This is a genomic window from Streptomyces sp. NBC_01275 (assembly GCF_026340655.1).
Taxonomy (GTDB): Bacteria; Actinomycetota; Actinomycetes; order Streptomycetales; family Streptomycetaceae; genus Streptomyces.
This window is the reverse complement of record NZ_JAPEOZ010000001.1, coordinates 5,811,397-5,824,529: the sequence shown is the minus strand read 5'-3', so window position 1 is coordinate 5,824,529 and position 13,133 is coordinate 5,811,397. Positions and strand designations below refer to the sequence as shown.

The following is a 13,133-nucleotide window of genomic DNA, read 5'->3' as shown; positions in this document are numbered from 1 at the left end:
TTGCGAGTGCACGGCGACGACCAGCGGTCTTTGGCTTCTTCGGAAGAGTACGCGAACGGGTCGGCGTCAAGCAAATCCGCCCGTACGGGACCCGGTTCCAGGAGTCGGATACAGGGCCCGGCACCACGGCTCAGTCGCCGGCCTTCTTCAGCTCCTTGGCCATGTCCACGGTGTCCGAGGCGGGCGGGGCCTTCACGGTCACCGGCTTGCCGTAGTCGTGGAAGGTGATGGTGAGGTCGAGCTCGCCGTGCCGGCCGAAGCCCCGCATGCGCAGCTGTCTGGCGCGGTCGGCGCCGTCGGTCCACAGGTCCATGGTGAGCTCGTCGACGCCCAGCTTCTCGTACTGGGCGACGCTCTTCTCGGTCCGCTGCCGGACCTTCTTGGCGTCGCCCTTGTAGGCGGCCCGGATGTCGTCGAGGGTGGCCGTGCCGGTGTAGTGGGTGGTGCGGACGCCGTCCACGGTCTCCGTGCCGGCCTTCTTCAGGTCGTCGGCGGCGGCGAGGAAGCCGCTCTCGTGGGAGGGGTTGTCACGGACCTGGTCGGCCGCCGGACCGGTGTCGACGTTGAGGCCGCTCAGGGGGGCGCCCGGGGCCCCGAACTTCACCCAGTGCTTGCCGTCCTCGTCAGCCTCGTCGCTGCCGACGTACAGCACCCCGTCGACCAGCCGGATCTCTCCGGTGCCCTTCTCGGATCCGTCGAGCGCGGTGGACTTCAGGCTCATGGCGGCCGGCTTCACGCCGATTGCGGCCTCGGCCTTGATGCGGCCCTCCTCCGGCGTCCGGCCGGTCATGCGGTAGCGCACGGACACGGGCTGCTCCGCCTTCGCCGCGGCCCGGGTGACGGCGGCCGCGGCGGCCGAGTCGCCCCCGCCGTCCGTACCGCCCGTCGCCGCGCAGCCGGCGACGAGCAGCGCGGACAGCCCGAGGGCACCCACGGAAGACCTCATCCCATTTCCCCCACAGCACACAGTGAACACACGGTCGATTCACAACAAGGGTGTGAAGGTAACCCAGAGGGGCGGGTGAGGTCCCGTGAATATCCGCGACCTGCTCCAAGCGGCTACGAGGTGCCGAGTCCCTGCTGCTTCACCAGTTCCGCGAAGTCCGCGGTGTCGCTCGCCGGGGGCTCCTGGGCGGAGACCTTGGTGCCGTAGTCGCTGTAGAACGCGGTCTGGGTGTAGGCGCCCGCCGTGGTCTCGCCCTTCTCGATCTTCTTGACCAGCAGGTCCTGGTCGTTGACCCAGATGTCGACGGTCTCGGTGGTGACGCCGGCCTGCTCCAGCTGCTTCTTCAGGCCGGCGAGCTGGCTCGCGCTGAGGCTGGAGTTCTCGGTGGCGAGGTCGGCGACGTCGACCGTGCCCGAGTAGTGCGTGGCCGTCTCGCCGCGGACCTTCTCCTCGCCGACTCTGCGCACGTCCCCGGAGGCCAGCAGCAGCTTCACCGACTGGTTCGGCGTGGTGTTCTGCATCTGGTCCTTCAGATACGCGCCGGAGCTGCCCGCGAGGCTCTCCAGGTCGTCGTACGCGTACTTGATCCAGTGCTTGCCGCCGGACTGCTGGGCGAAGGCGTCGCCCATCCTCGCGTAGTAGGCGTCGGGGAGATAGCGGGCCTCCATCGACGTGCTGCCCATCTGGCGCATCGTGTCGGCCATGGTGCCGCCGGTGTAGGTGATGGTGAGCGTGCCGGTGAGGCCGTCGCCCCAGCCGAGGCTGCCGTCGGCGGTCATCGACATCAGGGAGCCCATGCTCGTGGTCGACTCGACCTTCGCGGAGTCGGCGCCGTCGGTGGACTTCTCGGCGGTGCGCAGGGCGGCCACCGGACTGAGCCGCGGGCTTTCCTGGCCCGAACCGCCCGACCCGCCGGACCCGCCGGAGTCACCCGAGCCGCCCGAGCCGCAGGCGGTCGCCCCCGCCAACAAGGTCGTCGCCGCGATCGCCAGGCCCGCTCGGCGCACGGTCGTACGCTTCATTCGCCCCACCCCCAGTGATTCCCGTTACTGCACGCTAACTCACAGCACTGACAGTCGTACCTGGAAAAGTCGTACCTGGGAAAAGGGACGAGCCCCGCACCTCGAAAGGTTGCGGGGCTCGCGCCGACCGTGGGTGAGCTGTCAGGCTCAGACCGCCGCCGGGTCCTCCTCGACGAGAAGGTTGCGGGTGCGGTTCGGGTCGACCTGGATGCCGGGGCCGATCGTGGTGCTGATCGCGGCCTTCTTGATGTAGCGACCCTTGGCGGCGGACGGCTTCAGACGGAGGATCTCGTCCAGGGCCGCGCCGTAGTTCTCCACCAGCTTGTCGTCGTCGAAGGACGACTTGCCGATGATGAAGTGCAGGTTCGCGTGCTTGTCGACGCGGAACTCGATCTTGCCGCCCTTGATCTCGGTCACGGCCTTGGCCACGTCCGGGGTCACGGTGCCGGTCTTCGGGTTCGGCATCAGACCACGCGGGCCGAGGACGCGGCCGAGGCGGCCGACCTTGCCCATGAGGTCCGGGGTGGCGACGACGGCGTCGAAGTCCAGACGCCCCTTCGCGACCTCGTCGATCAGTTCGTCGGAGCCGACGATGTCGGCGCCCGCGGCCTCCGCGGCCGCAGCACGGTCACCGGTCGCGAAGACCAGGACCCGGGCGGTCTTGCCGGTGCCGTGCGGCAGGTTCACGGTGCCACGGACCATCTGGTCGGCCTTGCGCGGGTCGACGCCCAGGCGGAAGGCGACCTCGACGGTGCCGTCGAACTTGCTCGTGGAGGTCTCCTTGGCGAGACGGACGGCCTCGAGCGGGGCGTAGAGCTTGTCCCGGTCGATCTTGGCGTCCGCAGCGCGGAGAGACTTGCTGCGCTTGCTCACTACTGCTCCTGTGTGTCTTGAGGAGTCGTGGTCCGGGCCGAGCAGGCCCTGCCACGGTGCTACGAAGGTGCTACGGGGCTGGGGATCAGCCCTCGACCGTGATGCCCATGGAACGGGCGGTGCCGGCGATGATCTTCGACGCGGCGTCCAGGTCGTTGGCGTTCAGGTCGGGAAGCTTGGTCGTGGCGATCTCACGGACCTGCGCCTCGGTGATCTTGGCGACCTTGGTCTTGTGCGGCTCGCCAGAGCCCTTCTCGACACCAGCGGCCTTGAGGATCATCTTCGCGGCCGGCGGCGTCTTGGTGACGAAGGTGAAGGAACGGTCCTCGTAGACCGTGATCTCCACCGGGATCACCCAGCCACGCTGCGACTCGGTCGCGGCGTTGTAGGCCTTGCAGAACTCCATGATGTTGACGCCGTGCTGGCCGAGCGCGGGGCCGACCGGCGGTGCGGGGTTGGCCGCACCGGCGTTGATCTGGAGCTTGATGAGCCCCGTGACCTTCTTCTTCTTGGGAGGCATTGCTCTCTCCGGGTCCTAGTGAGAGTTTCAGCCGCCATCCCGAGCGACGATCGTGCCGATCATCCGGATGGAGGCATACCGCACAACGATAACGGGTATCCATGCGCGGCCAAAAACCGAGCAGGTCAGACCGGCTGCGAGAGCCTGTCTGACCTGTTCGGAGGCTTCTGTTCCAGAAGGTGCCCGGCACCTGGTACCAGGTGCTAGTTCTTCTGGATCTGGTCGAAGCTGAGCTCGACCGGGGTCTCGCGGCCGAAGATCTCGACGAGGCCCTTGACCTTCTTCGAGTCGGCGTTGATCTCGTTGATCGTGGCCTGCAGCGTGGCGAACGGGCCGTCGGTGACGGTGACCGAGTCGCCGACCTCGAAGTCCAGCACCTGAACCTCGAGCTTGCGGGCCGGAGCCGGCTTGCCCTCGGCCTCGGCGGCCTCGCGGGCGGCCTTCTCCTCGGCCTCCGGGGCGAGCATCTTCACGATCTCGTCCAGGGTCAGCGGGTACGGGTCGTAGGCGTTGCCCACGAAGCCGGTGACGCCGGGGGTGTTGCGGACGACGCCCCAGGACTCGTTCGTCAGGTCCATGCGCACCAGCACGTAGCCGGGGAGCTTGTTCTGACGGATGGTCTTGCGCTCGCCGTTCTTGATCTGGGCGACCTCTTCCTGCGGCACCTCGGCCTGGAAGATGAAGTCCTCGACGTTCAGCGAGACGGCGCGCTGCTCCAGGTTGGTCTTCACGCGGTTCTCGTAACCGGCGTAGGTGTGGATGACGTACCACTCGCCGGGGAGGGTGCGCAGCTCCTCGCGCAGGGCGGTGACGGGGTCGACGGGCTCGGCCGGCTCTTCTTCCTCGGCCTCGGCCTCGGCTTCTTCAGCCTCTTCGTCGAGCTCGTCGTCGGCGTCCTCGACGGCTTCGTCGTCCGCGTCGGTCTCGTCGTCGGCGACGCTCTCCGCGTCCTCGTCGTCTTCGTCCTCGACGTGGAGCGCGGCTTCCTCCGCGGGCTCGCCCGCCTCGGCGTCGGCAGCCTCGAACTCGTCCACCTCGTCAGCGCCCTCGACGATATCGAGCTCGTCGTCCACGGACTCGTCGGGCTCGATGGCGTCGTTCAGGTTCTGGTCAGACACGGTGGCTGCTTCTTCCTGGATACATAGGGGTGGAACATGCGAAAGGGGCGCCGGATACCTCGGCGCCCTATCGCTCTCGGCTCAGCCGAAGACGTACTTGGCGGCGTGGCTGAGTCCATAGTCAATCACGGTCACCAGGCCGATCATGATGACGACGAAGACGATCACGACGGTCGTGTACGTCGTCAGCTGACCTCGGGTGGGCCAGACGACCTTGCGGAGCTCCGCGACGATCTGGCGGTAGAAGAGCGCCAGTCGCTTCAGCGGGCCCTTCTTGGCACGCTTTCCGCCCTTGCGTGCCTTCTTCTGCGCCTCAGGCAGCTCGTCCTGGGCATCAGGCGTGTCGATGGAGCCCACGGCATCCGCCATTCGTCCTCACCTGTTCCCGGGTCGTGGCCGTGCCGCGCCCGGTCTGAGCCGCACGGCGGTGCATTGCTGTACGTACATGCGCACACATCCTGGCGAAGGTGTGTGTAGCAGGGCCGGAGGGACTTGAACCCCCAACCGCTGGTTTTGGAGACCAGTGCTCTACCAATTGAGCTACGACCCTTTGTGTGTTCCCCAACGTACCGCATCCGACCGAGTGCTCGGTGTGCACCGGTTGTGGCACGGCTGTTGAAGGCCAACGACGAGTGAGTGTACGTGGTCCGGAGCCCTCCGTCGAACGAAAAGTGCCCGCCAGGGCCCCTCGGGCGGAAGATCGTCGGGAAATCGCCGAAAGATCACCAGGCCACCGCCGATGTCCGCACGGGTGTTCCCTCCGTCCTCAGGCCGTCCACACTCCTTGCCCAGTCCGTGAAACCCGTGTGCCGGGGTGGTTTCCGGTCTGAAAACATGGGGTGCATGAGCGCTGCAACCCCTCCCACCGAGCGCCGGGTCTCCGCCCGGGTCGGTGCGATCTCCGAGTCCGCCACCCTCGCCGTGGATGCCAAGGCCAAGGCCCTGAAGGCCGCCGGGCGGCCGGTGATCGGCTTCGGCGCCGGCGAGCCCGACTTCCCGACCCCGGACTACATCGTCCAGGCCGCCGTCGAGGCCTGCTCGAACCCGAAGTACCACCGCTACACGCCGGCCGGCGGTCTGCCCGAGCTGAAGGCCGCGATCGCCGCGAAGACGCTGCGCGACTCCGGCTACGAGGTCGACGCGTCCCAGATCCTGGTGACCAACGGCGGCAAGCAGGCCATCTACGAGGCCTTCGCCGCGATCCTCGACCCGGGCGACGAGGTCATCGTCCCGGCGCCGTACTGGACGACGTACCCGGAGTCGATCCGGCTGGCCGGCGGTGTGCCGGTGGAGGTCGTGGCCGACGAGACGACCGGCTACCGGGTCTCCGTCGAGCAGGTGGAGGCGGCGCGCACCGAGAACACGAAGGTCGTGCTCTTCGTCTCCCCGTCCAACCCGACCGGCGCGGTCTACAGCGCCGAGGACGCCGAGGCCATCGGCCGCTGGGCCGTCGAGCACGGTCTGTGGGTCCTGACGGACGAGATCTACGAGCACCTCGTCTACGGCGACGCGAAGTTCACCTCGCTGCCGGCGCTCCTGCCCGAGCTTCGCGACAAGTGCATCGTGGTCAACGGCGTCGCCAAGACCTACGCGATGACCGGCTGGCGGGTCGGGTGGATCGTCGGCCCGAAGGACGTCGTCAAGGCGGCCACCAACCTCCAGTCGCACGCCACCTCGAACGTCTCCAACGTGGCGCAGGTCGCCGCGCTGGCCGCCGTCTCCGGTGACCTGTCGGCCGTGGCGAAGATGCGCGAGGCCTTCGACCGGCGCCGCAAGACCATCGTGCGGATGCTCAACGAGATCGACGGCGTGCTCTGCCCGGAGCCCGAGGGCGCGTTCTACGCGTACCCGTCGGTGAAGGCGCTGCTCGGCAAGGAGATCCGCGGCAAGCGCCCGCAGGACTCGGTCGAGCTGGCCGCGCTGATCCTGGAGGAGGCCGAGGTCGCGGTGGTGCCGGGCGAGGCCTTCGGCACGCCGGGCTATCTGCGGCTGTCGTACGCGCTGGGCGACGAGGACCTCGTCGAGGGCGTGAGCCGGATCCAGAAGCTCCTGGCCGAAGCCAGGGACTGACGCACATGACAGAGGGACCAGGCCTGAACGTTCAGGCCTGGTCCCTCTGTCATGTGTGCGAGCAAGACCACGTTCGGGGAAAGTGGTACCGGGACGGCGGACGCGTACGGCAGGATCCTTGGATGGAGCGTGTACGTGATGTCTCTGAGCTGCCGAAAGCCCATCTGCACCTGCACTTCACCGGGTCGATGCGGCCCACCACCGTGCTGGAGCTGGCCGACAAGTACGGCGTGCGGCTGCCCGACGCGCTGAGCGAGGCGCTGACCAGCGGGGAGCCGCCGAAACTGCGGGCGACGGACGAGCGGGGCTGGTTCCGCTTCCAGCGCCTGTACGACGCGGCGCGCTCGTGCCTCAGAGAGCCCGAGGACATAAGGCGGCTGGTGCGTGAGGCCGCCGAGGAGGACGTGAGGGACGGCTCGGGCTGGCTGGAGATCCAGGTGGACCCGACGTCGTACGCGCCTCGGCTGGGTGGGCTGATCCCGGCGTTGGAAGTGATTCTGGACGCGGTGGAGACGACCTCGCGGGAGACCGGGCTCGGGATGCGGGTGCTGGTGGCGGCGAACCGGATGAAGCATCCGCTGGACGCCCGGACGCTGGCCCGGCTGGCCGTGCGGTACGCGGACCGGGGGGTGGTCGGTTTCGGGCTGTCGAACGACGAACGCCGGGGCATGGCACGGGACTTCGACCGGGCTTTCGCCATCGCGAAGGAGGGCGGGCTGCTGTCCGCGCCGCACGGCGGCGAGCTGACCGGCCCGTCCTCGGTCCGCGACTGCCTGGACGATCTGCACGCCAACCGGCTGGGGCACGGGGTGCGGGCGGCCGAGGACCCGCGGCTGATGAAGCGCCTCGCCGACCGGGGCATCACCTGCGAGGTGTGCCCGGCGTCGAACGTGGCGCTGGGCGTGTACGAGAAGCCGGAGGACGTACCGCTGCGGACGCTGTTCGAGGCGGGCGTGCCGATGGCGCTGGGCGCCGACGACCCGCTGCTGTTCGGCTCCCGGCTGGCCGCCCAGTACGAGATCGCCCGACAGCACCACGGCTTCACGGACGCGGAGTTGGCGGAGCTGGCCCGGCAGTCGGTGCGCGGCTCCGCGGCGCCGGAGGAGACGAAGGGGAGGCTGCTGGCGGACATCGACGCGTGGCTGGCCTCGTGAGCGCTCAGCCGCCGATCCCGTCCAGCAGCGTCCGCGCCAGGCGTACGGCGAAGTCGGCGGCCTCCGGTCGCTCGCCGAGCACGTCGTAGGCGAACGCCCGCTGCGCGCAGGCGCCCATCAGCAGCGCGGCCGCGGCGGACACGTCGACGTCCTCCCGCACCCGGCCCACGCCCTGCTCGGCCCGCAGATACGCCGCCAGCTGCTCGATGGGCACATGCGGGCCCACGCCCAGGTCCCGCATCGCCTCGTCGTGCCGTCGCTTGAGCTGGACCTCGGCGTAGAGCGAGGCCGCGATCGGGAAGCTCTGCTCGTAGAAGAGGGCCGCCTGGCGGGCGATCTCGGTGAGGTTTCCCTCCAGCGTGCCGCGTCCCGGTTCGGCCGCGAGGCTGTCGAGCAGGGGGGCGAGCCGGGGGAGCCGTTCGGCGAGGACGCGGATGAACAGCTCCTCCTTGCTCGGGAAGTACTTGTAGAGCGCCGCCTCGGAGCAGCCGGCCGCGCGGGCGATCTCCTTGGTGGTGGCGCGGCCCAGTCCGACGGTGAGCATCAGCTCGTGCGCGGCGTCGAGGATGCGGACACGGGCCGGTCGTTCCATGCGGGTTCCCCACGTTCTGCTCTTGACGGGTGAGTGAATGCTTACCCACTCTAGAGGAAGCCAGGGGTGAGTGAATGCTCACCCACCTGACCCTGAGTGGGGAGCACACCATGAAGCTCACTGTTTTCGGCGCCACCGGAGGCATCGGCCGGGAGGTCGTCCGCCAGGCCCTGGCCGCGGGCCACGAGGTCACGGCCGTCGTCCGCGACCCGGCCCGGCTCGCGGTCACCGGCGACCGGCTGGAGGTGCTGCGCGCGGACCTCGCCGACCCCGGGGCGCTGCGCCCCGCCGTGGCCGGCCGGGACGCGGTGCTGTCCGGGCTCGGCGCACGCAGCCGCAAGGACGCCGGGGTCGCCGCCCGGCTCACCCGTACGGTGCTGTCGGCCCTGGAGGCGGAGGACGTGCGCCGGCTGCTCGTGGTGAGCGCCGGTCCGATCGGCCCGGCCCCGGAGGGCGACGGCGTCCTCGACCGCACCGTGCGCGGCCTGGTCTCGGCCGCCCTGAAGGACGTCTACGCCGACCTGCGGGAGATGGAGGCGGAGCTGGCCCGCAGCGCCACGGACTGGACGGCCGTCCGGCCGCCGCGCCTGCAGGACAAGCCGGTGACCGGCTCCTACCGGACGGTGGTGGGCGGGTTCCCGCCCAGGGGCCGGTTCATCGGGCGGGCGGATGTGGCGCACGCGATGCTGGCGATGATCGAGGACGGGGGGACGGTGAAGCAGGGGGTGGGGGTGGCCTACTAGGGCCGGTCCGGCGGGCGCCGGGCCGGCCCTGGTAGGGCAGAGCCGGTGAGCCGGGCCGGCGGGCCGGGTTCGGCAGGCCACCCCGCCCCTATGGCGTGCCTCGCCTCATCGTCGTACCGGATCGCCCGTCATCGTCGTACCGGATCGTCGCGCAGGAGCGGGTAGCGGGCCGACAGGCGCATGGCGCCCTCGGTGACCGCCGGGTCGTGCGAGGCGGCCTGGACGCCGTCGAGGTAGGCGTGGGCGGCGGCCTCGAACACCGCGTCCACCGCGGTCAGTTCGGCGGAGAGGGCGTCGCGGCGCTCGGTGCGCCGGCCGTCCTGGGTCTCCTGTTGGCGGCGGGCCGCCGCGGCCGCCCCTTCCGCCTGGGCCAGGGCCGTCTCGGCCGCCTCCAGCCGCCTGTGGTGGTGGCGGTAGGCGGCGACGAAGGGGTGTTCCTCGGACAGCGCCAGCAGGAACGCGATGCCGCCGGACATCAGGAGCAGCGAGATGAAGGTGACGCTGACCGTGTGCGCGTCCAGGTGCAGCTGCTGGAGCAGGGTGGGCGCGGGCGGCAGGTCGACGTTCAGCTGCCGGGCGAGCTCGTCCATGGCCCCCGTGTCGGTGTCCCGGAAGACGATGCGGGCGCGCAGGTCGCCCAGGTACCAGGCCGCCACCGCCCAGACCGAGGCGAGCGCCGCCGCGATCGGCAGGACCACCCACAGCGAGGCCGTGGCGCCCCGGCGACGCCACTGGCGGCCGGCCTGGAAGGGGCCGAGCGTCATGGCGACGCCCACCGCCGCGGTCAGCAGGTAGGCGCTGGCCCGGCCCTCCGGAGTGCCCTCGTGGATCGCCAGGAACAGGGTGAGATAGACGGGGAGTTCGACCAGGATCAGCAGCAGGGTGAGGGCCATGCGGGGCCGGCGGGCCATGGCCGCGGTCTCCGTGAGTCCCTCCCAGGGAGCGACGACCGGGCGGGCCGCGGCCCGGCCCTCCTTGTCGGAGTCGTCGTCCCAGTCGGCCGGTCCTGCCTGGTCCTCGCCCGGCCCGGCGTCCGGGTCCGCGCCGTGCGCCCGGCCCGCCCCGAACCGGCCCACGACCCAGGGCAGCAGACGGTCGCGCCGGTCCTCGCGGGCGGCTATTCGGGTCGCCGCCCGGTCCAGCCGCGCGGCCGCGGCCTGCCGGCGGAGCGTCTCCTCCTCCTGTGCCTCCTTGGCCTGGCGAGCCTCGCTCTCCCGGGCCGCCGTGGCGGCGAACAGCGCGGCCGAGGCCCGCAGTTCCTGCTCCTCACCGTCGTGGTGCCGGGCCACGATGCGGTCGCGGGCGTGGTCGCGCAGCCCCCGCAGCCGGCCGAAGTAGGGCAGCCGGTGCAGCGAGCCGAGGACGTACGGGTTGAGCGTGCCGTCCCTGGCGGCGCGGCGGCCGGCCGACTCGGCCTCCTCCAGCAGGCGTCTGGCCTCCCGGGTGTCGGTCGGCGGGACCTGGCCGCGGGGCGCGGCGGGGTTCGTGCGGCCCAGGCCGGGCGCGCGGCCCCGGCCGCGGCGGAATCGCTCGCGCAGATCGTCCCGGAGCCGGCGGGGCTCCTCAGGCGCCGTATCCGTCGTCGACATCGACCTTCACCTCCTTCTCCAGGAGCTGCTGCCAGAACTGCTCCATCTGGTCGACGCGTTCGGGGTTGGTCTTGCCGCCGCGCATGGCGAAGCCGACGCGGAAGACGGTGGTGTCCGGCAGATCCGGCAGCCCGCGGCCGCTGACCAGGGCCCTGACGGCGGTGTCCCGCTCGGGCTGGGTGACGAGGTCGTACTTCGACAGCTTGAAGTCGGGGTCGGCCTGGTCGAAGTCGCTGATCACCAGGACCTGGAAGGCGCCGCCGCCGTCACGCGGCACCTTGGCCGCACGGTCGAGGCCGCCCAGGACGTCCGAACCCGGCTGACGGTCCCGGGCGCACTCCAGCATCTTCTCCGCGCCCGCCTCGGCGAGGACCCGGGTCTGCTTCCACAGCCCCTCGCGCTCGGACCGTTTGTCGGCGTCCGGGTCGATGTCGATCCGCGCCACCTGGCAGGAGGAGGCGACGGAGGCGGAGGTGATGGGCGCGTAGGACAGGTACTTGCACTTCTTGTCGGCGAGGAAGCGGGGCAGCGTGGCCTTCAGCTTCTCCTGCGCCCGGAAGCCGATGTCGCTGTCGGAGCCGGATCCCGAGCCGTCCAGGACGACGGCGCAGTCGGCGGAGAGACGCTCCGGGCCGGCGAAGGGGCCGCCGCCGCAGGCCGTCGTCGTCAGGGTCAGCAGGAGGGTGGAGGCGGCCAGCGCCGCGGTGACCCCTCCCGCTCGGTCCCGCCGCCTCATTTTCGTCGCTCTTGTCATCGGGTCCCCTGTTCCCCCCGGCCGGCCTGGGCGGCCGCCGATCCGATCCTCTGCTCCAGAATCTGCAGCGCCCTGCGGACCAGGACGTCGTCGAGCATCCAGTCCGGCGCCCCCGTCCAGGACCCGTCGAGGACCGCGGCGCCCGGGCTCTGCGCGGGCGGCGGCTCCTCCTGGCGGGCGGCGCGCGCGTACGCGGCCTGGTAGTGGGCGAGTTCCTGGTCGGCGCAGGCGGCGAGGGCCAGGCCGCGCTGCTGGCAGGCCGTCACCTCCGTGCGCCACTGCGACACCCAGCCGCCGAAGCGGGCGAGCGCCGCGGGCACGTCCTCGCCGCGCCGGTCGTACTCCGTCACGATCCGCGCGGACTCCTCCTTCACGCGGTCGATGAGGGCCGCGTGGCGTGTGACGAAGCCGGAGCGCAGCTCGTCCAACGCCATTTCCAGCCCGCCTGCCAGCTGCCGTGCGCAGTGCTCGGCGCCGATGCCGGCGTGGCCGTCCCGGCGTCCGTGGCGGGTGGCCCGCCAGCGGGTGCGCGCGGTGAGACGGCTGCGGCCGTAGTCCGCCGGGACGGACTTCACCTCGCTCATTCCATCCCCCTCGTCAGATTCCCGGACCACCCCCTGGTCCGGGATTCGCGCAGCCTAGGGGAAAAACGAACGCGAGAGGGAGATATTCACGACAACGGATTACGGCATCCGGAAATCAGCCGGAGATCGACCGCCGAACGACCGGGGCCGCGCCTTTGTTACCGGAGAGTTCCTGGAAAACTTCCCAAACCCGAGCCGGTTCGACGTGACGCGGAATAGGCTTCCCTTCCGCTTGGTTCCGCTCGGTCCGGAGTGCGCCCTAAACAAGGGAAAAGATCTTCGAATATCGAGGGGCGGGGCGAGGAATATTGCTGTGGGCATATGACTGGGGGGCATATGGCTGGAGTGGGGCACGTGACCGACGCGGCTGAAGTGCCGGTGCGGGTCGCCGACGGGTACTTCCCCGTCGAGACGCTCGGGCCGGGGCGGCGGCTGGGGGTGTGGTTCCAGGGGTGTGCGCTGGCCTGCCCCGGCTGTATGTCCCGGCACACCTGGGACGCGGACGGCGGTCGGACCGCCACCGTGGGCGAGCTGCTGGAACTGTGGGAGAGGGCGCTGGACCTCGGCGCGGACGGGCTGACGGTCAGCGGCGGGGAACCACTCGCCCAGCCCGCCGCACTGACCGCACTGCTGCACGGAGCGGACCGGCTGCGTCGGCTCCATGCGCTGCGCCGACTGCACGGGCTGCGTGAGCCGCATGGGCCGCATGGGCGCGAGGGGCTTGAGGGGGGCGCGGGGTACCCAGCGGGCCTTCCCGACCTCCCCGACCTCCCCGACCTCCCCGACCTGCTCGTCTACACCGGTCACGAGCCCGACGAGGTGCCGGATCAGTTGCCGGAAGAGGCGTGGGCGGCGCTGGACGGCGCGGACGCGGTCGTGACGGGCCGCTTCCGGGTCGGCGAGCCGACGGACCTGGTCTGGCGCGGGTCGGCCAACCAGCGGCTCGTGCCGCGCACCTCCCTCGGCGCCCGCCGTTACGCCCCGCACCTCACCCGCGCCTACCCGCCGGGACCGCGCGTGAGCCTGCGGGCGGACGGCGCCGGAACCGGCGCGCGCATGTACGGGGTACCGGCGCGCGGGGAGCTGCGCCGGCTGGAGCGGGGCCTGGCGGCGGGCGGAATCCGCCTGACGGATCCGAGCTGGCGCCCATGATCGCCGTACGAAGCAG

Annotated in this window: 14 protein-coding genes and 1 tRNA gene; 4 read left to right on the top strand and 11 right to left on the bottom strand. The window is 70.8% G+C overall.

Annotated elements, in window-relative coordinates:
• Positions 1-130: 130 nt before the first annotated feature.
• The 7 genes from OG562_RS25760 to OG562_RS25730 all read right to left on the bottom strand — a co-directional run bounded on the left by OG562_RS25760 (position 131) and on the right by OG562_RS25730 (position 5,029).
• Entirely contained in the window at positions 131-946 is an 816-nt protein-coding gene (locus OG562_RS25760; protein WP_266401684.1) for a hypothetical protein, read from the bottom strand.
• A gap of 113 nt (positions 947-1,059) precedes the next feature.
• Positions 1,060-1,968, bottom strand: a complete 909-nt coding sequence (locus OG562_RS25755; RefSeq protein ID WP_266401681.1) for a hypothetical protein — start codon at positions 1,966-1,968, stop codon at positions 1,060-1,062.
• A gap of 147 nt (positions 1,969-2,115) precedes the next feature.
• Positions 2,116-2,841, bottom strand: a complete 726-nt coding sequence (rplA, locus tag OG562_RS25750) for a 50S ribosomal protein L1 (RefSeq protein ID WP_266401679.1) — start codon at positions 2,839-2,841, stop codon at positions 2,116-2,118.
• Between the two features lie 85 nt (positions 2,842-2,926).
• Entirely contained in the window at positions 2,927-3,361 is a 435-nt protein-coding gene (gene rplK / locus OG562_RS25745; protein WP_005481290.1) for a 50S ribosomal protein L11, read from the bottom strand.
• A gap of 203 nt (positions 3,362-3,564) precedes the next feature.
• Entirely contained in the window at positions 3,565-4,479 is a 915-nt protein-coding gene (gene nusG / locus OG562_RS25740) for a transcription termination/antitermination protein NusG (RefSeq protein WP_266401676.1), read from the bottom strand.
• Between the two features lie 81 nt (positions 4,480-4,560).
• Positions 4,561-4,848, bottom strand: coding sequence for a preprotein translocase subunit SecE (gene secE / locus OG562_RS25735; protein ID WP_266401674.1), 288 nt, complete (start codon positions 4,846-4,848; stop codon positions 4,561-4,563).
• A gap of 108 nt (positions 4,849-4,956) precedes the next feature.
• A tRNA-Trp gene (locus OG562_RS25730) sits at positions 4,957-5,029 on the bottom strand.
• Between the two features lie 293 nt (positions 5,030-5,322).
• Here OG562_RS25730 and OG562_RS25725 point away from each other — a divergent pair.
• Together OG562_RS25725 and OG562_RS25720 are read left to right on the top strand one after the other, a co-directional pair.
• The gene (locus tag OG562_RS25725) at positions 5,323-6,549 is read left to right on the top strand and encodes a pyridoxal phosphate-dependent aminotransferase (RefSeq protein WP_266401671.1); all 1,227 of its coding nucleotides are present in this window, start codon (positions 5,323-5,325) and stop codon (positions 6,547-6,549) included.
• Between the two features lie 122 nt (positions 6,550-6,671).
• Entirely contained in the window at positions 6,672-7,703 is a 1,032-nt protein-coding gene (locus tag OG562_RS25720) for an adenosine deaminase (RefSeq protein WP_266401668.1), read from the top strand.
• Between the two features lie 4 nt (positions 7,704-7,707).
• On the opposite strand, the gene OG562_RS25715 is transcribed toward OG562_RS25720, so the two are convergent.
• Positions 7,708-8,295, bottom strand: coding sequence for a TetR/AcrR family transcriptional regulator (locus OG562_RS25715; RefSeq protein WP_266401665.1), 588 nt, complete (start codon positions 8,293-8,295; stop codon positions 7,708-7,710).
• Positions 8,296-8,405: 110 nt separating this feature from the next.
• Between OG562_RS25715 and OG562_RS25710 the strand changes: the two genes are divergently transcribed.
• Positions 8,406-9,038, top strand: coding sequence for an NAD(P)-dependent oxidoreductase (locus OG562_RS25710; RefSeq protein ID WP_266401662.1), 633 nt, complete (start codon positions 8,406-8,408; stop codon positions 9,036-9,038).
• A 128-nt stretch (positions 9,039-9,166) separates the two neighbouring features.
• Here OG562_RS25710 and OG562_RS25705 read toward each other — a convergent pair whose 3' ends face one another.
• The 3 genes from OG562_RS25705 to OG562_RS25695 are packed head-to-tail and all read right to left on the bottom strand — an operon-like array spanning position 9,167 to position 11,965.
• Positions 9,167-10,627 carry a hypothetical protein gene (locus OG562_RS25705; protein ID WP_266401660.1) on the bottom strand — a complete coding sequence of 487 codons (1,461 nt, stop codon included), beginning with the start codon at positions 10,625-10,627 and terminating at the stop codon, positions 9,167-9,169.
• A complete protein-coding gene (locus OG562_RS25700) occupies positions 10,602-11,363 on the bottom strand; it encodes a hypothetical protein (protein WP_266401657.1) in 762 nt (253 codons plus the stop codon). Before OG562_RS25700 ends, OG562_RS25705 begins: the two co-directional genes overlap by 26 nt.
• A 14-nt stretch (positions 11,364-11,377) precedes the next feature.
• Positions 11,378-11,965, bottom strand: coding sequence for a hypothetical protein (locus tag OG562_RS25695; protein WP_266401655.1), 588 nt, complete (start codon positions 11,963-11,965; stop codon positions 11,378-11,380).
• Between the two features lie 345 nt (positions 11,966-12,310).
• Here OG562_RS25695 and OG562_RS25690 point away from each other — a divergent pair, with 345 nt between their 5' ends.
• Positions 12,311-13,117 carry a 4Fe-4S cluster-binding domain-containing protein gene (locus OG562_RS25690; RefSeq protein ID WP_266409515.1) on the top strand — a complete coding sequence of 269 codons (807 nt, stop codon included), beginning with the start codon at positions 12,311-12,313 and terminating at the stop codon, positions 13,115-13,117.
• The last annotated feature ends 16 nt before the right edge of the window (positions 13,118-13,133 follow it).

What these genes read in the sequence shown, in the direction of transcription:
- OG562_RS25755 (WP_266401681.1), bottom strand. Translation starts at nt 1,968, where the DNA reads ATGAAGCGTACGACCGTGCGCCGAGCGGGCCTGGCGATCGCGGCGACG.
- rplK (WP_005481290.1), bottom strand. Translation starts at nt 3,361, where the DNA reads ATGCCTCCCAAGAAGAAGAAGGTCACGGGGCTCATCAAGCTCCAGATC.
- OG562_RS25725 (WP_266401671.1), top strand. Translation starts at nt 5,323, where the DNA reads ATGAGCGCTGCAACCCCTCCCACCGAGCGCCGGGTCTCCGCCCGGGTC.
- OG562_RS25695 (WP_266401655.1), bottom strand. Translation starts at nt 11,965, where the DNA reads ATGAGCGAGGTGAAGTCCGTCCCGGCGGACTACGGCCGCAGCCGTCTC.
- secE (WP_266401674.1), bottom strand. Translation starts at nt 4,848, where the DNA reads ATGGCGGATGCCGTGGGCTCCATCGACACGCCTGATGCCCAGGACGAG.
- OG562_RS25710 (WP_266401662.1), top strand. Translation starts at nt 8,406, where the DNA reads ATGAAGCTCACTGTTTTCGGCGCCACCGGAGGCATCGGCCGGGAGGTC.
- OG562_RS25705 (WP_266401660.1), bottom strand. Translation starts at nt 10,627, where the DNA reads ATGTCGACGACGGATACGGCGCCTGAGGAGCCCCGCCGGCTCCGGGAC.
- OG562_RS25715 (WP_266401665.1), bottom strand. Translation starts at nt 8,295, where the DNA reads ATGGAACGACCGGCCCGTGTCCGCATCCTCGACGCCGCGCACGAGCTG.
- OG562_RS25700 (WP_266401657.1), bottom strand. Translation starts at nt 11,363, where the DNA reads ATGAGGCGGCGGGACCGAGCGGGAGGGGTCACCGCGGCGCTGGCCGCC.
- OG562_RS25720 (WP_266401668.1), top strand. Translation starts at nt 6,672, where the DNA reads ATGGAGCGTGTACGTGATGTCTCTGAGCTGCCGAAAGCCCATCTGCAC.
- OG562_RS25760 (WP_266401684.1), bottom strand. Translation starts at nt 946, where the DNA reads ATGAGGTCTTCCGTGGGTGCCCTCGGGCTGTCCGCGCTGCTCGTCGCC.